Source organism: Liquorilactobacillus vini DSM 20605, from assembly GCF_000255495.1.
In the GTDB taxonomy this organism is placed as follows: Bacteria; Bacillota; Bacilli; order Lactobacillales; family Lactobacillaceae; genus Liquorilactobacillus; species Liquorilactobacillus vini.
The window spans coordinates 38832-57896 of record NZ_AHYZ01000167.1 but is presented as its reverse complement, the minus strand read 5'-3'; the positions used below and the strand labels follow the sequence as shown (position 1 = coordinate 57896).

Sequence of the window (19065 nt, the reverse complement as noted above, 5' to 3'; positions counted from 1 at the left end):
CTTTTTTTGGAAAAAATTATTTAATATTCAATCGTCCCAAAAAATTCCAGCAGTTTTTGTTTGGTTAAAGCCTGTTTTTCTTGACCACGAACATCAAAAACAATTTTACCATCATTTAAAACTAGTAGTCGGTTGCCATAGCGCAAGGCATCGTCTAGATGATGGGTGATCATCAGGCAAGTCAAGTGCTCTTCGATGATTCGCTGGTTAGTTTGTTTCATCAATTGAGCACTGGTTTTGGGATCAAGAGCAGCTGTATGTTCATCTAATAATAAAATTTCTGGATGTTTAATTGTCGCCATTAGAAAACTTAGAGCTTGCCGCTGACCGCCGGAAAGATTCTCAGTCGCCGTTTGTAAACGTTCGTCAAGTCCATTATCCATTAAAGCCGTTAGTTTCTTAAATTCAGCTAGATGAGCTTTAAGATGACGAAGCTTTAGACCGCGGACTAGGCCACGCTTGTTTGCTAACAACAGATTTTCTGCCACAGTCATTCGCGGAGCAGTTCCCATTTTTGGATCCTGGAAAACTCGCCCGATAAATTCCGCTCGTTTTTCAACAGAAAGATGAGTGATATTGTTACCGCGGATTAAAAGTTGGCCGCTATCAACTGGTAAAGTTCCAGCAATGGTATTGAAGAAGGTTGACTTGCCAGCACCATTGGGACCTAAAACAGTGATAAAGTCACCTTGATAAACATCAAGGTTAAGCTGCTTAAGGATCTCTTTTTCGTTTGGAGTATGGCGATTGACAACAGTTGTTACTTGTTTTAATTGTAATAAAGGTGTTTCCATTATTTAGCAGCTCCCTTCTTGATTACCCGATCGAATTTGAGTAATCGACTCAGATTTGGCAGCATCAAGCAAATTGCTAAGATCAAAGCTGATAATAAGTTAAGATCATTAGTACTAAAGCCAAGCTGCAAGACGATCAGTAAAACAAAACGATACAAGATGCTGCCTAAAGTTACAGCGACTAGACGTTGATTAAGCGTTAATTCTCCAAACACGACTTCGCCGATGATGATGGAGGCTAAAGCAATAACGATTGTTCCAATTCCCATATTGACATCAGCATAACCATTGCTCTGGGCAATCAAAGCACCACCAAGGCCAATCATTCCATTTGACAGTGCTAGGCCCATAATAATCATTTTGTCAGTACTGATCCCCATTGAGCGGGCCATGAACGGATTATCACCGGTTACAATAAAGGCTTGACCTAAATCGGTTTGCAGAAAAATAACCAAAAGGATGGTTGTGATTGCAATTACGATGAAGCCTAAGAAGACAATGTCAAAATATTTGGGCAATGATTCAAGAAAATGGCTGCTGAAAACTGTCTTTTTACCTAAAAGTGAGATATTTGAGCCCCCCATAATGCGCAAATTGACTGATAAGCAAGCGGTCATGACCAAAATCCCGGCTAATAAAATTGGAATTTTTCCTTTGGTATACAAAAGGCCAGTGATCATTCCAGCAATTGCGCCAACTAAAAAGCCCAGCAAGGTTGCCAGCCATGGCGACAAGCCATGGCTTAATGCGGTCACAGAAGCAGCTGCACCTAAAGGAAAGGTACCTTCAACGGTCATATCAGCAAAATTCAAGATCCTAAAAGTCAAAAACAAAGCAACCCCAAGAATGGCCCACAGCAGCCCTTGCCCGATACTTGAAACAACCATACTCATTTAAAGATTTCTCCTTTCGTTTCAGCCGCCTTAACTACTTTGGCTGGCAACTTAATTCCTAGCAGTTTTTCTTCTTTAGTATTAATAACATATTTTCCCTTAGTAATATAAGCAACTGGGAAGTTTGCAGTTTTTCGACCACGCAAGACTTGAGCAGCCATTTCACCAGCAACCTTGCCTAAATCATATTGGCTGATAGCATAAGATGCTAGGCCACCATCTTTAACCATTGTGTCGGCGGAAGGAAAAACTGGGACCCTTTCTTGATTGGCAACGTTGACCAAAGTTTTCATTGCCGAGGCAACACCATTGTCTTGTGGAGCATAAACCGCATCAACCTTGGTGACCATTTGTTCAGCAACCTGCTGCATATCATTCGTGCTGGCAATGGTATACAACTTATATTTAATTCCTTCTTGGTGACAAATCTTCGCAAACTTTTTGGCATTATAAGAGCCGCCATGATCTGAAGAAGTATAGATAATCCCAATTGTTTTGAGTTGCGGCATAACTTCTCTGATTAATTTGAGCTGCTTTTTCAACGGGGATTCCCCAGAAGTTCCGGTAATATTGCCACCAGGATGCTGGTCTGATTTAACTAGGTTACCGCCTTTAGGGTCAGTGATTCCAGCTAAAATCACCGGTGTTTTTTTATCAGCGGCATTTGCTAGTGCTTGTGCAGCTGGAGTAGCAATTCCAGCCATTAGATCAACTTTTTCATTGGCAAATTTGGTACTCATCGTTTTCAAATTACTTTGATCATTCTGAGCATTTTCAAAATCAATTTTGATGTTTTTACCTGGAATATAGCCATATTCTTTTAAACCAGCAACAAATCCATGATGGATCTGATCCAAAGCAGGATGAGTCATCAATTGTAAGATTCCAACTGTTGGAACTTTCTTTTGACTGGTTTTTACTGTTTGTTTCTGTGTTGCAAAAAAGGCAAAACCTAAAAATAAAACTAAGGCGGTAATTAGTGCATACATTCTCTTCATAAATAATCTTCCCCCTGGAATTGATAACTAGGGTTGAATGCAAAATAAAAAGGGCAAACCAACAAGCTTGTTGATTTGCCCTTAGACAAGCCTGTTGTTTTGACCCATGCAGGCTTGATTAAGATCATGTTGAAACTTCAGCCGGCACGGATACAAACTGTTTGCCAGATTGCATCCGCCCATTACGAACTACAATCTGCTTTACCGGCTTTGCCAAGCAAGATTTAATTCGGTCAAACTAAAGTTTTTCATCATCTTTCGTCCCTTCTTCAGTAATTACTTTTGAGTATAGAAAAAAATCTGGTTTCTGTCAATAGCTTTAAAAAGTTATTCGGCACTTGCTAAAGCTCGCTGATGATGCTCAATACTCATTTCAACATCGTTTATGATGTCTTGTAAAGTTATTTGCCGCATTTTTGCTTCAGCCGCACTTTGAATGTCCAAGTAGTATTTATTAAGAACAACTGGTACAGTATTACCGACAGCACACTTTTTGGAAGTATTATGATCAACCTTTAATAAGGGTGCTTCCGGACAAGTTGCCAGATAAACATCCAGGACGGTTATTTCTTGTGGATCCTTGGCTAGCTTAGGAGCAGCTGCACCTTGAGTGGTTTCTAATAAGCCAGCTTTGCGCAGTTGGCTCATCATACGCCGGGCTAAACTAGGATTGGTATTCAGGCTGCTAGCGATCAGATCACTCGTTAGTTTATCATGATCATGCATTTTGATATAAACCAAAATGTGCAATAAGTCGCTTACTCGGTTATTAGCCATCGCGAGTTCCTCCTTTTTGCTGTTACTTTTAATGTTATAATAACACAAAAAGGATCTTGCACAAAATGGTTAGCAGATTAACTTGAAAAAATTATTTGCATAATTGTCTCAATTTTTCAAAATCATTCGTGATAATTCCGGCAACATGATGTGCTAGGAGGGTCTTAGCAGTTTTAGGATCATCAATTGTCCAAATTCGCTGACACTTGATGCCTGGTTGAAATTGGTGCAAGTGCAAGCCAGCTAAGTGTTCATGTTCAACAAAAGCTTCTGGCTCAGCCACCTGTTGTTTGGTTAGCCAACAATATTGTTGATGGGGATCTAATTTTTGACAATTTTTCAAAGTTGCTAAATTGAATGATGAAAAAATCACTGGTTTAACCAAAGAAAATTGTTTAACTTGAGCTAAAACAATTTTTTCAATATTGGGGTAGTGAATCTGGTCGGTTTTTAACTCTAAGTTTAATTGAACTTCATGCTGGCCAACTAACTGCAAGAATTCGGCTAAAGTTGGAATCGGTTCTTGGTTTTTAAGCTGGAACTGACGTAATTGATTTAAAGAATAGCTGCAAATTTCGCCTGAATCATTTGTTGTTCGATCAATAGTTTCGTCATGCATGATCACCGGAACTTGATCTTTGGTTAAATGCACATCGAATTCAATCCCATCAATTTGGTGTGTAAGTGCATAGCGAAAGCCAGCTAATGAATTCTCAGGGAATTTAGCAGGGAAACCGCGATGACCGAAAATCAATGTTTTTAATGACATAATTTCTCTTCCTCACAATAATTTATTTACCGTTTTAAATTATAGAGGTGGTTAGTAAAAAAACAATATTATTTAAGTAAAGATTGGATAAATTTCTCCTGAAGGTTAATTTATAATGATAGTTGCTTATCGGGAACCGCCAACTTATAATTAATAAGTGACAATTGGTAGCGCTTTAATTAAAGGGGGCAAGCAACATGGATAATTTTTTGCAGCCGTATACATTTCAAAATGGATTAAGAATTGATAACCGGTTGGTAATGGCTCCAATAACAACTAAATCAAGCTTTTTTGATGGCAGTGTTACTCAAGATGAATTGGAGTTTTATCGGCAACGTTCGGGAGTAGGCATGGTTATCACTGAAACAGCTAACGTTAATGAACGCGGCAAAGGATTTGAGGGAGGATTATCAGCAGCTGGTGACCAGTTGCTGCCTAGCCTGAAAAAGTTAGCAGGTACCATTAAAATTAATGGCAGTCGAGCGATTTTGCAATTGTTTAGTGCTGGTCGGATGACAAATTCTTGGATTTTGCATGGAAAGAAACCACAAAGCGCTAGTGCGATTCCAGCTTTACGTCCGCAAGCTGAGGTTCCAGAAGCTATGTCGGAAATTGAGATCATCCAAACCGTTGATGATTTTGTTCAAGCAACGCGGCGAGCAATTTTAGCTGGTTTTGATGGAGTGGAGCTTCAAGGGGCTAATACTTATCTTTTACAGCAATTCTTTTCACCCCATAGTAATCGGCGTAATGATCAGTGGGGTGGAAATTTGCAAAAGCGAATGAAATTACCGTTAACAGTAATTAACGAAGTCCATCAGGCAATCCGGCGTTATGCACGACGGCCCTTTATTCTGGGCTACCGTTTTTCCCCAGAGGAATTGGAAACTCCTGGGATTCGATTAACTGACACCTTGAATTTAGTCGATCAATTAGCAAATAGTTCAGTGGATTATTTGCATACTTCATTAGGCAAGGCTTGGCGTCCGGCGATTAATCAAACAGCTGATCAAGACCCAATCAATTTGCAAATTTTAAAACGACTTCAACAAAAAAAACCGCTGATTGTTACTGGCGGTTTATGTACACCACAAGAAGTGACAGCGGCTCTTGAAAAAGGTGCGACTTTTGCGGCCATGGGACGCGAATTATTACGTGAACCTCAATGGCTGAAAAAAGTCCAAGCTAAAGCTGAAGCATCAATTCGTTATCAGTTAGATCCAAACGAAATGGATGAACTTGGTTTACCGCATGGCCTGCAAGTTTTTTTGAAAAATGATTTTGCTGATACGATTAATTTCAAAAAATAGTTTAGCTGAGGCGATGATGGTTAGGATCTAACCAATTGCAAATCAGAACCAGGATAAACAAGACTAAAACAACGCCAAAAACAACATGCAAAGCTAGCAGTAAAGAATTAATGATAATTGCTAGTTCATGATTTGTTAAGCCAGTTCGGCGACCACTAATGACTTGATTAGCGTTCTTTTGTAGACTTAACGGCAAGTCGAGGCTTAGGATTGTATTGAAGACTGCTCCATAAATACCGGTCATGACTGTTTGACCAAGTGAACGGCCCAGGGTGATTAAAGCACTAGCAGAAGCAATCAATTTTTTAGTGACTAGCTGCTGGCTAAGCATAATATTCATCGTGATTACAATTCCCATTCCACCGCCACTGATTGCAGCAATCAGATAAAAGATCCAGTCGTTCGGCTGACTTCCGACAAATAATAAGCTAAGGTAGCTAAACGCCTGCAGAAAAATGACGCTCAAGGCAATTCTTCGTGGTGAAAATTTATTTAACAATGGACCAACAGCTAGTGAGGTTGCTAACCACATTACCGAACTTGAGGTGACGACTAACCCAGCTTTTGTAGCATTCGCTTGGTAAATTGATTGCAACCAAATTGGAAAATAAACTTGATAGCCAATCAAGACACCACTAAGAATTGTGGCAGTTATAATTTGAACATTAAAAGTTTGGTTATTAAAAATTTGTAAAGGCAGCAAAGGATAGGCAGCCTTTTTTTCTTGTCTAATAAAATGCCAGCTGCCTAAGCCGGCAAGAATTATTACAGTGCTCCCCAATATTGGTTGATTTTGAAGTAACTGGATGCCAAGCAACAAACAGGTCAAACTAGCAGCCAACCAGCAGCAGCCAACTAAATCAAAATTAAAGTTTGCTGATTGTTGATAGCGGTCCTGGTAGAAAATAGTGATTACTAACCAAACGAAAACTCCCAAGGGAACATTGACAAAGAACACCCAATGCCAAGAAAGCCTTTCAACTAAGAAGCCACCTAACAATGGGCCAATCAAAGCTGAAAGGCCCCAAGCAGTATTAGTAAAAGCCAAAACTCGGGCCCGTTCCTTGAAGGAATATAGATCAGCGATAATTGTAAAAGTTAATGGGATGACTGCCCCGGCACCGCAGCCTTGCAAACTACGCGCGAGGATTAGCCCAAAAATGTTCGGGGCTAATCCGCTTAATAATGAACCAACTGTAAAAAGGACTACCCCCAATTTGAATAATAATTTTCGGCCATAAGTATCGGCTAATTTACCATAGATCAAAGTAGAAATAGCGGTTGTTAGCAAATATGAACTCATAATCCAGCTTTGATATTTTAAGCCATGTAACGCAGCAATAATTTCTGGTAACGCAGTAGTCACAATCGTAACTTCAACTGAAGTCATGAATGTGGCCACAAAAATTGCCAGCATGATCCATAAACGATTGTTTTTTGATTGCATAAAAATATCCTTTAATTTAAATTTGCAGCCACTTAAAATAATACGGTTTACCGATAGACATTGCAAGTAGTGAAATTTGAAACAAAATATAAAAAAACATTTTTAACTTAAACACTAAGCATAAAAATTGATTAACATTTTATGCCATGATAATCTAAATTCAAGGAGTTGTTGAGTTATCAACAATTTATTTACTCTTTACTTAAATTTAGGAGGGGATATTAATTTATGGCAAAGAACTTAGACAGTGCTAAAGATCAGGTTGCTGGTAAAGTTAAAGAAACTGAAGGTAAAGTGACAAATGATAAAGCCCGTGAATTACAGGGAAAAGGGCAGAATTTGCTAGGCAAAGCTAAGGATAAGCTTGCAGAAGCCAAGGAAGAGGTTAAAAATAAGCTTAATAAATAAAAAAGTCGCTTAGAAAGAGAGGAAATTTTATGCATTGGTTATGGGTTTTGATCGTTGGTGCGATTATCGGAGCGATTGCGGGGGCAATCACTAGCAAAGGAAAATCGATGGGCTGGATCAGTAACATTGTTGCTGGTTTGATTGGTTCTTCATTAGGAGAAGTTATTTTGGGTTCTTGGGGACCTCAGTTAGCTGGAATGGCGATTATTCCATCGATTATTGGAGCAGTTATCTTAGTTTGGCTGGTATCTTGGTTATTGACAAAAGTTAAATCGTAACGAAATCATTGTTCGTTTTCTTAACTGAGTAGTAGTGTAAACTTAAAAATTGATTCACGAGTATGATCTGACTAAAAGTAAAAGGGCAAATGATTATTATAATAATCGTTTGCCCTTTTCGAGATTTAGTAGTAATAGATTATCAATTAACGAATTACTAAAACTGAAACAGGTGCATATTTAGCCATGTAAGCAGCTTGACTGCCAAAATGACGAGCTAACCCTTTTTTCGAATAAGATCCAATAATCAACAAGTCCGGTTGAACGTGTGGGATAACATCTTTGACGATTGCTTCACCGGCATTTCCTTCAGCGACGATCGAACGAACCTTTTTGACGCCGGCATCTTGAGCTAATTTCTGATATTTCAAGATATGTTTTTCCAAATCTTCCCGTTCACCATGAATATAATCCTTGTTCAAGGCTTGATAAACGCTCATTTCGTTACTTTCAAGAACAGAAACAATGATTAATTCAGCATTAGTTGCCCGTGCTCGCTTCATCGCATAACGAAATGCTAGTAAGGCATCTTCTGAATCGTCGACACCAACTAAGATTTTCTTAAAATCATCTTCCATAAATATTCACCACTTTCACTAGGATATGATTATTCAGCGGTAACTTTTTCCGCTTGACTAGCTTCATAACGTTTGTTTCCCTTATGCAATTCATAAATGGTCCAAATTAATAAAGCAATGACTGCGACAATCAAAACGTAAGCAATTCCATCAGCAATGGCTAACTCACTTTTAGTAGCGTTAGCACCAAAGAAAGCTTCGATCTGGTCTGGTAAGCCCTTCATATTTAAGATGGTCAAGCCAATAACTGAAATCCAGCCTAAGATCTTGACCCAAGTAGAGTTTTTAAAACGATTGCCCATTTCACTTTTGCTATTGGTCATCATCAAAAGTGGCACCATTGAAAACGGCAATGCAAAAGCTAAGAAGACCTGAGAGTTGTTCATTAAAGTGTTTAGCGCTTCATGCTGTTGAATCGGTGTATCTTTAGTTGTCATCGAAACGCAAATCAAAACGGGGATAACAGAAATTAAACGAGTTACTAAACGTCGTGCCCAAAGTGGCATCTTCATGTGGACAAAACCTTCCATGATAACTTGGCCAGTTAAAGTACCAGTAATAGTTGAATTTTGGCCGGATGCTAACAAAGCAACCGCAAATAGAACAGATAAGATGCCAGATTTAGCAACAGCTATCAAAACACCATTACTTAGAGTGGAAGTATCTGATAAAGCTTGGAATAAGCCAAAGAACGAGGGATCTTTAACAGCTCCTGTTTTGAAAACAGCGACCCCCATGATTAGCAGCAAGGAGTTAACAAAGAAAGCACAAGTTAATTGGATATTGGAATCCCAAGCTGAAAAACGAACGGCTTGAGCAACATCTTCTTCGTCACTATGATCAATTTTGCGGGTTTGAGAAATAGCTGAATGTAAGTATAAGTTATGAGGCATAACAGTTGCTCCAATGATACCCAAAGCACCTTGCAAAGGATTTTCGCCACCAATTTCAGGAGAACTGGAAAAAGTTTTGGCAGTTGGAATTAAGCCCTTGATTACATCACCCCATACAGGGGCTGATAGAGCAACTTCATAAGCGAAAACAAATAAAATAACGCAAATCAAGCAAACAACAATAGCTTCGATTTTTCTGAAGCCAACTTTAGTCAATAACAATAAGAGCAAAATATCGAAAACAGTAATGAAAACAGCAATGACTAAAGGAATATGGAACAACAAGTATAAAGCAATCGCTGCTCCGATAACTTCAGCAATATCAGTTGCCATGATTGCTAATTCAGTTAGAATCCATAAAACAACACCCAAAGCTTTTCCGGTTCTGGCACGAATTGCTTGAGCAAGATCCATCTGGCTCACAATCCCAAGTTTGGCTGCCATGTATTGCAGCAACATCGCGATCAAGCTTGACATTAAGATAACGGACATTAATAAGTATTCGAAATATTGTCCACCAGTGATCGAAGTTGACCAATTACCAGGATCCATGTAGCCAACAGCAACCAAGGCACCAGGTCCGGAATAAGCAAATAAGGTTCGCCAAAATCCTTTTCCATGTGGAACATCGACCGTGCCATTGATTTCTTCTAGCGATGGTCCATTGGCATATTCAATTAATTTATGCCGTTGATGTGTATTTTTTTCCTTGCTCAAAATAAATAACCACCTTTCATATTTTCAAGCTGTTTTCATTGTACACCAGATTTAACACAATTAAAACTATTTTTAGGTACACCTTACAAAAAAATATTGTAAGCCGTTGAAAGGAAAGTGAGATCAATGAAAAGAAAAAATTTAATTTTCTATAATCGCCATTCGGGAAATGGAAAGGCCGAAGAAGTTGCTAATTGGGTAATTCAGGAGTTAAAAAATCATGGTCAAATAGCTGAGAAGACCTTAGCTATTAATGCTGTGGCTGCCAAACAAGAGCTTAAGGAACGGATCAATAAATTTGAGCGGCTGATTTGTATCGGCGGTGATGGGACTTTGAACTTGGTCTTGACAGTCCTTTTAAAAAGTCAAGTTCAACCAACTATTGGCTTGATTCCAGCAGGAACTGTCAATAATTTTGCTCGTAAATGGAAGATCCCATTGGAACCTAAACCAGCATTAGAAAATATTTTAAATGGTAATCAACAAGCAATTGATATTGGAGAATGTAATGGTCAAGCAATTGTTAGTTCATTGATTTTTGGTAGTTTAGCTGAAGTATCAAATCAAGTTCGGCAAAGGGACAAACAACGTTATGGTTTGAAAATTTACATTTGGCAAGCGTTCAAAAAATTGCCTCAGCAAAAATCTCAGCCAATCGAATTTTTTAATAATGAATTTTCACTGCAGGCCAAGGTTTGGTTTTGTTTGCTATCAACTTCAAATTACATTGGCGGTCGTAAATATTTAAAAAAAGATGATGACGGACTGCACTTGACGATGTTGAATAATTTAAAACTCAATAAGTTATTTAATTACAGTTATTTTGCATTAACAGGTAATTTGCGGCGGTCAACTACACTAACTTCATTTGATATTAAAAAAATAATTATTCGCAGTTTTGCAAATGAGCGGATTTCAACGCGAATTGATGGTGACCCGGGGCCATTTTTGCCGTTGAGCATTTCATGGCATCCCCACTTTATCAATTGTTATGTGCCATCAACAATATAGGCAGATTAAATGCTTTTAGAGCCCAAACTTTCTATAATAAAATTACCAAAATAAGGGAGGTTTTCAATCGTGAATACGATTAAAGTTGGTCAAAGTGAGGTGCTTACGACACAGTTAGGGTTAGGAACCAACAAAGTCGGCGGGCATAATCTTTTTCCAAATCTGCAAGATCAAGATGGTTACGCCGTGGTGAAAACAGCGTTAGATAATGGAGTCCAAATGCTTGATACAGCTTTTATGTATGGCTTAGGCCGGTCAGAAGAAATTATTGGTGATGTTTTGCAAGATTACAGGCGGGAGCAAGTGGTCATTGCCACTAAAGCTGCGCAAGATCAAAGTAGGAATTTAAAGCCAAATAATCAGCCGGCCTTTTTGAAAAAAGCGGTTGACGATGCACTAAAACGTTTAAAAACGGATTATATCGACATCTTCTATATTCATTTTCCTGATGAAAAAACACCAAAAGCTGAGGCAGTAGCGGCATTAACCGAATTAAAAAAAGCCGGTAAAATCAAAGCAGTCGGTGTCTCAAATTTTAGTTTGGCACAAATTAAAGCAGCTAACCAAGATGGTGGAGTAGATATTGTGGAAGATCATTATAGTTTGGTTCATCGTCAGGCTGAAAAAGAACTGCTACCATATCTAACTAAAAATAAAATTACCTTTGTTCCTTATTTCCCACTGGCTTCGGGATTATTGACTGGTAAATACAATCAATCCGATAGTGGGAAATTTACCCAGTTTACCAGTCAGCAGTTTCAACAAATTATTGATAATCTTAAATTTATTCGTCAAATTGCTGAAAAGCATCAAGCAACTGTTGCTCAAGTAATTTTGGCTTGGTATTTGAAAAATCCAGCAATTGGAATTGTAATTCCTGGAGCAAGGAAACCGGACCAAGTTTTGAGCAATGCTAAGGCAGCGACAATTGAATTGTCAATGGAAGAGTTCGATCAAATCGATAAGCTTTTTCAAGGTTTCTAAGTTATTTAGGCTGATTTGAAATATTTGTCCAAAAATCAAGGATTGGAAAAGTTATTTTCCCCAATCCTTGATTTTTAGAATTTTTGCAGTTGACGTTGAACTAATTTGACAGTTTCGACGATTAGCAACATTAGGATTCCGCCTAATAAGACAATGGACCATTGTTGCCAGTTTAAAGCTGTGACTTTAAAGGTTGCATTAAAAGCCGGAATTAAAATCGTTGAAAAAAGCAAGCAAGCAGAGATAATAATTGACCAATTAAAAATGCGATTGTTAAAAGTTCGGCGGGTAAAGATAGTTTCATGGATCGATTTTGAATTGAAAGCATGAAATAATTGGATTAAGCCTAACGTTGCAAAAGCCATTGTTAGCGCATCAGCGTGGATCAACTCATTGGAATGATGAAATGGAAATTGAATGGCAAGCCAATAAACTCCCAAAGTCAAGCTGCCTTCTAAAATTCCTTGATAAATAATGCTGGCTAGGACACCATTGCTGAAGAAATTTGATTTAGCACCTCGGGGCCGATTTTTCATGACATTTGCCTCAGCTTTTTCGATTCCTAAAGCAATTGCTGGGAAAGTGTCGGTGACTAGATTGATCCATAAAATTTGTGCTGGAGCCAAAATATCCCAAGCGAGTAAGGTCATAAAGAATAATGTTAAAACCTCACCTAAGTTAGCTGAGAGCAGATACTGAATGGCCTTTTGAATATTAGCAAAAACACGCCGACCCTCATGAACTGCAGTAATGATCGTAGCAAAATTATCGTCGGCTAAAACAATGTCGCTGGCATTCTTTGAGACCTCGGTTCCCGTAATCCCCATTCCAATGCCAATATCAGCCGTCTTTAATGCTGGTGCATCATTAACACCATCTCCAGTCATGGCTACAATTTTACCTCGTTGTTGCCAAGCTTTAACAATGCGAACTTTGTGTTCAGGTGCTACGCGGGCATAAACAGAAATTTCAGGGACTCGCCGTTTTAATTCAGCTTCACTCATTTTTTCAAGTTGACTTCCGGTCACAATATTTTCTTCAGTCGGTTGGGCAATGATTTTTAATCGTTGAGCAATCGCAGCAGCGGTAGTTTTGTGATCTCCAGTAATCATTAAGGTCCTGATCCCAGCAGTTTTGGCCTGGACAATCGCCTGCTTGACTTCTGGTCTTTCAGGATCGATCATGCCAACCAAGCCAACAAAGATCAGCTGATTTTCAAGGATTGGACTTGGTTGAACATTGGAAGAAAATTTTTCCATAGGACGGTAGGCAAAAGCTAAAACCCGCAAAGCCTGAGTTGCTAATTGCTGGTTGGCTTGTTTGATTTGTTTGCGGTCAATTTCAGTAATTAACCGTATAGTGCCATGATCAAAGATTTGATTAGTTCGCTCAAGTAGTTCATCAACGGCCCCTTTGGTATACATGATGATATCCCCATCGGCTGCTTTTACAATTGCTGACATTAATTTTCTTTCCGAGTCAAATGGCAATGAAGCAATTCTGGGAAAGTCTTTTTGTAAAGCGGCTACTTTAAATTGTTGGTTAAGATTGAATTGAATCAGAGCCGTCTCGGTTGGATCGCCGGTCAGACCTTGTTCGGTAATTTGGGTATCATTGGCTAAAATCATTGATTGAATCAAATGATCGCTAGCAGTAGGCTGATAATTTTTAGCAGTGATCAGTTCGTCAGGAAGATAAAGTTTTTCAACTGACATTTTATTTTGAGTTAATGTTCCAGTCTTATCGGAAGCAATTATTTCAGTAGCACCTAAAGTTTCAACAGCTGGTAGGCGCCGGACCAAGGCCTTTTTTCGCGCCATGACCTGGGTGCCCAGAGCCAACGTAATGGTTACAATTGCCGGTAAACCTTCTGGAATCGCAGCAACTGCTAAAGAAATCGCCGTTAGCAACATCGCTAAAAATGAGGTTTGATTGACGATTGTACCGACTAGAAAGACAATCACTGCAATTGCTAAAATCAAAATACTCAGTAATTTGCTTAAATGAGTAATGCTTTGTTGTAGCGGTGTAATAGTTTGTTTAGTTTCGCTTAATAATTTAGCGATTTTTCCGACCTCGGTTTGCATCCCGATGGCGGTTACAATTCCCATACCAGTTCCATAAGTCACATTGGTATTCATAAAAGCCATATTTTCACGGTCGCCTAATGGTAATTCGGCTTCAGATAGTGGAGCGGTACTTTTTTCAGTTGGCAGAGATTCACCAGTTAAAGCTGCTTCTTCGATTTTCAAAGAACTGCTTTGTAATAAGCGCAGATCAGCTGGGATAATATCGCCAGCTTCAAGAATTACTAAGTCACCGGGAACTAGTTCAGAACTTTTGATTACTTTGACTTGACCATCGCGTTTAACACGTGAAGTTGCTGTTGTCATTTCTTTCAAAGCTTGAATGGCATTTTCCGCTTTAGTTTCCTGAAAGACACCAAAGGCTGCATTTAAGATTACGACTAAAAAAATGATCATTGCATCAGATAAATCACCAGTGATTCCCGCAATGACAGCCGCAATAATCAAAATAATGATCATTAAATCCTTAAATTGAGCAATAAATTTTTCTGCCAAGGAATGATTTTTTTGCTCCGCTAAAGAATTTGCTCCGGATTCTTTTTGGCGTTGTTCAACTTGACTAGCAGTTAGACCTTGTTCAGAAGAATGGAGCATTTTTAAAACTTTTTTGGTTTTCAGCTGATAGTAGTGTGATTTCATGATAATAATCTATCCTTTTTTAGTATTTATTTAAATTTAACATAGGCAATTACTAAAGGAAAGATTTATACATTACTAACAAATTGTAAATATTCTCTTGAAAATGATTTTTTGTATTGGTACAGTAAGAGTAATCAGAATACTGGGGTGAAAGTAATTGATAAAGGAATTTAAAGAATTTATTTCACGAGGAAATGTAATTGATTTAGCTGTCGGCGTAATTATTGGTAGTGCTTTTACAACAATTGTCAAATCGTTAGTTGATTATTTAATTAATCCTTTGATCGGATTATTTATTGGCGGAATTGATTTTTCAGATTGGGTTTTTAAGATTGCTGGAGCAACTTTTAGAGTTGGTAGCTTTTTAAATGCTGTTATTAATTTTCTGATAATTGCATTTGTGGTATTTATTTTAGTGAAAGTCGTTAATAAGTTTGTTAGCAAAAAGAATGAGGAACCAGTGGCAGCTCCTGAAGTCCAACTTTTAGAAGAAATTCGCGATTTATTAAAAGAAAATGGAAAATAATGCTAAATGGTAAGAACTCCTCATTTCTTTAGGTTTACTTAATTCTTACAAACAAGCTAAAATAATGATTTTTATGAAAATTTTTCTATTTTACTAATTTATTAATCAATTTTGGTAGCGTTTGATAATTTTATTAGGTCAGTCAATCAAAATAATTCAGATAGTTGAATTTTGTTGAATAAATACTTGATTTTTTGTAAGAAGAGCCGATTAATTACACTAGAGCTGATTTAAGATGAAAAATGATGCTAATTTTGGAATTTTGAGTAGCTTGTGAGTTCGATTGTCGAGCTCAATCATCTTGATTGTTAATTGACGACTACTCTGTTTATGTAGAATGAGAACAATTATCAAATACAAAGGGATAAAAGCACCAGGTGTTGAGATCTATAATTAATTTTTAAATTTTTAGCAGTGATTTTTTGCTTGTTTTCTTAGGTGCTTAAGCGGGTTTTCAGGAATAAACACCATTTTTTTAAATCTAAGTTAAATGACCTTTAATAAACCTAATTCTGTACTTGATAAATAGGTGTAAGAAGTGGAGGAGGAAACGTTTTCATGAAAACTGGAGAATTAATTAGGAGTATTAGAACATCAAAAGGCATCAAAGCTAAGACCATTTATGGTGGCTTATTGTCAAGATCAATGTATTACAAGTATGAAAGTGGTCTGGTTGAAACAACAGCAGATACTTTCTTACATATTTTAGATCGTTTAAATCTTGGGGCAGCTGAATTTATTATGCTTTTCAAAAGACAAAATAATGAACATACCCATTATCAGGAATATCATCAAAACTTGATTGATGCTTTTCAACAACGAAATATAAATGAAATCAAAGTTTTAGAACGAAAAATTGAACGGAGCTATCAGAACAATCAATTAGTTAGATTTTATAATTTAGAGATTTTAGCTTGTGGTATGAAAAAGTATCTAAGCAAGAATGAAAGCTTTTTAACAGAAAGGCATGAGATCATTCATTTTTTATCACGCAGCCAGTATTGGACACGTTATGAATACACTCTATTGGTTGATGCGTTATTCTTATTTGATGGGTCTTCTTTAGCAAAGCTTTTGGAAAGCCATGAATGGTTTAGCGATGATGGGTCGCGTGATATTCGCATGGAGAATCTTAAAGTCAGAGTATTATGTCGGGTTATCTTACTATTTATGAAGACCAATCGGAAAAATGATACAGCTTTATATTATACAATGCTGGAACAGACTAAAACATCACCTGACAATGTTTTTGCGTTGGGATGCAAAAACTTCTTTAGAGGATTGAAAGTAATTGATGATGGCGATTATGAAGAAGGAATTAAAGCGATTTCAGCGACCTTCGAATTATATCAAAAATTAGGCTTAGAAGATATGTATCGAAAACAAGTTACTATTTTACAAGATATTTTAAGTACCCGCTTGCAAGAAAGTAGTCGTCAGCGGAGAGTTTGATAACGGAGATAACTTGAAAGTTGATAACTTTCAGTGTAAAATATGTAAATGCTTAGTTTAATTGAAAGGAGAACCGCGAAATGTCCCAGAATACGCATGTCGGGGTCGCAAATGATCGTCGCCCGGTAAATCAAAAGAATATTAAAAAGCGTCGTGCACAGCATCAAGCTGTTTTAGCATTTTTAAAAGACCGAGAAGAATTAGAAAAGAAAGCTAATTAATTGATCAGAATTAACCAGCATAAGGCGTTTTCGTTTTGTGATGGTTTTTTTTTGCATTTTTTTAGGTGTTATAATTCCAAGTAAGAGGGAGAAAAATGAGTATTTTAGAAGTTGAAGGCTTATCGCAGTCATTTGCTGATAAACGACTATACCAGAATGCTAGCTTTCAGTTGAATAAGGAAGATCATATGGGGGTGATTGGTCAAAATGGTGCTGGCAAGAGTACTTTGATTAAAATTGTTACTGGTCAACAACTTCCAGATGAAGGAAATGTTCGTTGGCAAAAGGGAATTACAATCGGGTACTTGGATCAGTATGTCCAAACAGCTCACGGCTTGACGATTTTTGAGTTTTTGAAATCGGCCTTTGCTAAGCTTTATCGAATTAGTGAATTGCAGGCTAAATGTTACGAAGAATACGCCCAAGCACCAGCTGATCAATTGTTGGAAAAGGCTGGTCGCTATCAAGAACTGCTTGAAGCAGGTGATTTTTATGAACTTGAGACCAAGATTGATCAAGTAATGACCGGGCTAGGAATTGATGCTTTAGGGAAAGAACGTGAGGTTTCAAGTTGTAGTGGCGGTCAACGTTCCAAAATTATTTTGGCCAAACTGTTGTTGGAGCAACCGAATGTTTTATTACTTGATGAACCAACTAACTATTTAGATACGCAACATATTGAATGGTTGATTGGCTATTTGAATTCGTTTCCGGGAAGTTTCATGGTCGTTTCACATGACTTTAATTTCTTAGAGAGAGTTACAAATACAATTATTGATGTTTCACTGGGGAAGATTACTAAGTATACTGGAAGCTTTCAAGCAGCTATCAAACAAAAACAGCAGCGTTTGGAAAGTCAGCAAAAAGCTTATGAAAAACAGCAACGTCAAATTGAAAAAGATGAAGCTTACATCCGAAAGAATAAAGCTGGTTCACGTTCAACACTCGCAAAATCTAGGCAGAAAAGATTAGATAAATTAACTTTGGTTGATCCACCAGAAAATACTCGGACGGCACATTTTAATTTTCCTTATTTGGAATTGCTATCAGCTGAAACTTTGACCGTCAAGAATTTATCGGTTGGTTACCAACGACCATTGCTTAAGCCGGTTTCTTTTACCTTGAGTCATGGTGAAAAAATGGTTTTAAAGGGTTTTAATGGGGTTGGCAAGTCAACCTTAATCAAGTCGATTTTGGGATTGATCCCAGTTTTTGGCGGCAAAGCTTCTTTTGTAGCAGCAGCTAAGGTTGGTTATTTCAGTCAAGATCTAATTTGGCCTAATTCACAACAGACACCGTTAAAAATTGTTCATGATCAATACCCAAAGCTTGAGCCTAAAATAATTCGGCAACATTTAGCGCGAGTGGGCTTGAGTGCCGGGAACATTATGCAGCCAATCAAGTTATTAAGTGGCGGTGAGCAGACTAAAGTCAAGCTATGTTTGCTTGCATTGACGCCAGCAAATTTTTTAATAATGGATGAACCGACTAACCATTTGGATGATCAGACGAAGGCGGCTTTGAAGCAAGCTTTGAAGGCTTTTGCGGGAAATGTTTTACTAGTTACGCATGAAGCTGATTTTTATCAGGGATGGATCGATCAGGTTCTAAATGTTGAAAATATTCGTTTGGGAGGAAATAAACGATGAAAAAGTTTATCGCGTGGGTAGTTGCACTATTCTTAGTAGTAGCAGCTGGTGCTAGTTATTTTTATGTTAAACATGCTGAGCAGCAAAGAGCAATTGAACTTAAACAAGACGCCAAAAAGGCGAAGCAGCTTCATAGTAATCATTTACGCTATCCAATTGATTGGCATAAATCTTCACAAACTATTAAATATCCAGAGATTAAAAACAGTCGCGTGGATGAATTAAAAGTTAAAGTTAGTTTAGCTAAACAAAAACTTTATTTGTATTCCAAGAATAAAAAGATTTATACGATGTACATTTCAGCTAGCTGGCAAAAAAATAAACAGGCTGATCGGGTATTGCCTGGAACATATCAATTAAGGGGTAATCGTGGTGAATTTTACTATAATCCTGCAACTAATCAAGGCGGCAAATACTGGATTGCTTGGAAAGAGTCAGGGAAAAACTTAATTCAATCTGTGCCGACCAATGTTAATCGGGACTTTATTAGTACCGAGGCCGCTTCGTTAGGAGATCAAAAAGATATTCCGAACACGCAAGGCAATATCTGGTTATCGGTCAGGGATGCCAAGTGGTTTTATCGAAATATTCCAGCGAATACGACGATGTTAATTGAACGTAACTAACAAAATAG

The 19065-nt window shown here is 37.7% G+C and carries 19 protein-coding genes; 10 read left to right on the top strand and 9 right to left on the bottom strand.

What is annotated here, in order from left to right; all coding sequences use genetic code 11:
- Positions 1-20: 20 nt before the first annotated feature.
- The 5 genes from ON15_RS09185 to ON15_RS09165 form a co-directional block, all read right to left on the bottom strand.
- Complete coding sequence (locus ON15_RS09185; protein WP_010581196.1) at positions 21-794, bottom strand: ABC transporter ATP-binding protein; 774 nt, start codon at positions 792-794, stop codon at positions 21-23.
- Positions 794-1687 (bottom strand): ABC transporter permease, encoded by an 894-nt coding sequence (locus ON15_RS09180; RefSeq protein ID WP_010581195.1) that lies wholly within the window; start codon positions 1685-1687, stop codon positions 794-796. Before ON15_RS09180 ends, ON15_RS09185 begins: the two co-directional genes overlap by 1 nt.
- A complete protein-coding gene (trpX, locus tag ON15_RS09175) occupies positions 1684-2685 on the bottom strand; it encodes a tryptophan ABC transporter substrate-binding protein (RefSeq protein WP_010581194.1) in 1002 nt (333 codons plus the stop codon). Before trpX ends, ON15_RS09180 begins: the two co-directional genes overlap by 4 nt.
- 327 nt (positions 2686-3012) lie before the next feature.
- Positions 3013-3462: an Rrf2 family transcriptional regulator gene (locus ON15_RS09170; RefSeq protein WP_010581193.1), complete on the bottom strand. Its 450-nt coding sequence runs from the start codon at positions 3460-3462 to the stop codon at positions 3013-3015.
- Between the two features lie 91 nt (positions 3463-3553).
- Positions 3554-4231 (bottom strand): glycerophosphodiester phosphodiesterase family protein, encoded by a 678-nt coding sequence (locus tag ON15_RS09165; protein ID WP_010581192.1) that lies wholly within the window; start codon positions 4229-4231, stop codon positions 3554-3556.
- Between the two features lie 197 nt (positions 4232-4428).
- On the opposite strand from ON15_RS09165, the gene ON15_RS09160 reads away from it, so the two are divergent.
- Positions 4429-5541 (top strand): NADH-dependent flavin oxidoreductase, encoded by a 1113-nt coding sequence (locus ON15_RS09160; protein WP_010581191.1) that lies wholly within the window; start codon positions 4429-4431, stop codon positions 5539-5541.
- A gap of 1 nt (position 5542) precedes the next feature.
- Here ON15_RS09160 and ON15_RS09155 read toward each other — a convergent pair whose 3' ends face one another.
- Positions 5543-6988 (bottom strand): MFS transporter, encoded by a 1446-nt coding sequence (locus tag ON15_RS09155; protein ID WP_010581190.1) that lies wholly within the window; start codon positions 6986-6988, stop codon positions 5543-5545.
- 228 nt (positions 6989-7216) lie between these two features.
- Between ON15_RS09155 and ON15_RS09150 the strand changes: the two genes are divergently transcribed.
- Together ON15_RS09150 and ON15_RS09145 are read left to right on the top strand one after the other, a co-directional pair.
- Complete coding sequence (locus ON15_RS09150) at positions 7217-7396, top strand: CsbD family protein (RefSeq protein WP_010581189.1); 180 nt, start codon at positions 7217-7219, stop codon at positions 7394-7396.
- Positions 7397-7425: 29 nt separating this feature from the next.
- Entirely contained in the window at positions 7426-7674 is a 249-nt protein-coding gene (locus tag ON15_RS09145) for a GlsB/YeaQ/YmgE family stress response membrane protein (RefSeq protein ID WP_010581188.1), read from the top strand.
- A 146-nt stretch (positions 7675-7820) separates the two neighbouring features.
- On the opposite strand, the gene ON15_RS09140 is transcribed toward ON15_RS09145, so the two are convergent.
- Entirely contained in the window at positions 7821-8252 is a 432-nt protein-coding gene (locus ON15_RS09140) for a universal stress protein (protein ID WP_010581187.1), read from the bottom strand.
- Positions 8253-8281: 29 nt separating this feature from the next.
- Positions 8282-9862, bottom strand: a complete 1581-nt coding sequence (locus ON15_RS09135; RefSeq protein WP_010581186.1) for an Nramp family divalent metal transporter — start codon at positions 9860-9862, stop codon at positions 8282-8284.
- A 126-nt stretch (positions 9863-9988) separates the two neighbouring features.
- Between ON15_RS09135 and ON15_RS09130 the strand changes: the two genes are divergently transcribed.
- Together ON15_RS09130 and ON15_RS09125 are read left to right on the top strand one after the other, a co-directional pair.
- Positions 9989-10873 (top strand): diacylglycerol/lipid kinase family protein, encoded by an 885-nt coding sequence (locus tag ON15_RS09130; protein ID WP_010581185.1) that lies wholly within the window; start codon positions 9989-9991, stop codon positions 10871-10873.
- A gap of 66 nt (positions 10874-10939) precedes the next feature.
- Positions 10940-11857, top strand: a complete 918-nt coding sequence (locus tag ON15_RS09125; RefSeq protein ID WP_026049560.1) for an aldo/keto reductase — start codon at positions 10940-10942, stop codon at positions 11855-11857.
- A 74-nt stretch (positions 11858-11931) separates the two neighbouring features.
- Here ON15_RS09125 and ON15_RS09120 read toward each other — a convergent pair whose 3' ends face one another.
- Positions 11932-14583 carry a cation-translocating P-type ATPase gene (locus tag ON15_RS09120; RefSeq protein WP_010581183.1) on the bottom strand — a complete coding sequence of 884 codons (2652 nt, stop codon included), beginning with the start codon at positions 14581-14583 and terminating at the stop codon, positions 11932-11934.
- Positions 14584-14740: 157 nt separating this feature from the next.
- On the opposite strand from ON15_RS09120, the gene mscL reads away from it, so the two are divergent.
- The 5 genes from mscL to ON15_RS09100 all read left to right on the top strand — a co-directional run bounded on the left by mscL (position 14741) and on the right by ON15_RS09100 (position 19057).
- The gene (mscL, locus tag ON15_RS09115) at positions 14741-15109 is read left to right on the top strand and encodes a large-conductance mechanosensitive channel protein MscL (protein ID WP_010581182.1); all 369 of its coding nucleotides are present in this window, start codon (positions 14741-14743) and stop codon (positions 15107-15109) included.
- A gap of 558 nt (positions 15110-15667) precedes the next feature.
- A complete protein-coding gene (locus ON15_RS09110; protein WP_010581181.1) occupies positions 15668-16561 on the top strand; it encodes a helix-turn-helix domain-containing protein in 894 nt (297 codons plus the stop codon).
- A gap of 80 nt (positions 16562-16641) precedes the next feature.
- Positions 16642-16782 carry a hypothetical protein gene (locus ON15_RS11820; protein ID WP_010581180.1) on the top strand — a complete coding sequence of 47 codons (141 nt, stop codon included), beginning with the start codon at positions 16642-16644 and terminating at the stop codon, positions 16780-16782.
- A 95-nt stretch (positions 16783-16877) separates the two neighbouring features.
- Positions 16878-18431 (top strand): ABC-F family ATP-binding cassette domain-containing protein, encoded by a 1554-nt coding sequence (locus ON15_RS09105; RefSeq protein ID WP_010581179.1) that lies wholly within the window; start codon positions 16878-16880, stop codon positions 18429-18431.
- Positions 18428-19057: a L,D-transpeptidase family protein gene (locus ON15_RS09100; RefSeq protein WP_010581178.1), complete on the top strand. Its 630-nt coding sequence runs from the start codon at positions 18428-18430 to the stop codon at positions 19055-19057. Before ON15_RS09105 ends, ON15_RS09100 begins: the two co-directional genes overlap by 4 nt.
- Positions 19058-19065: the final 8 nt, after the last annotated feature.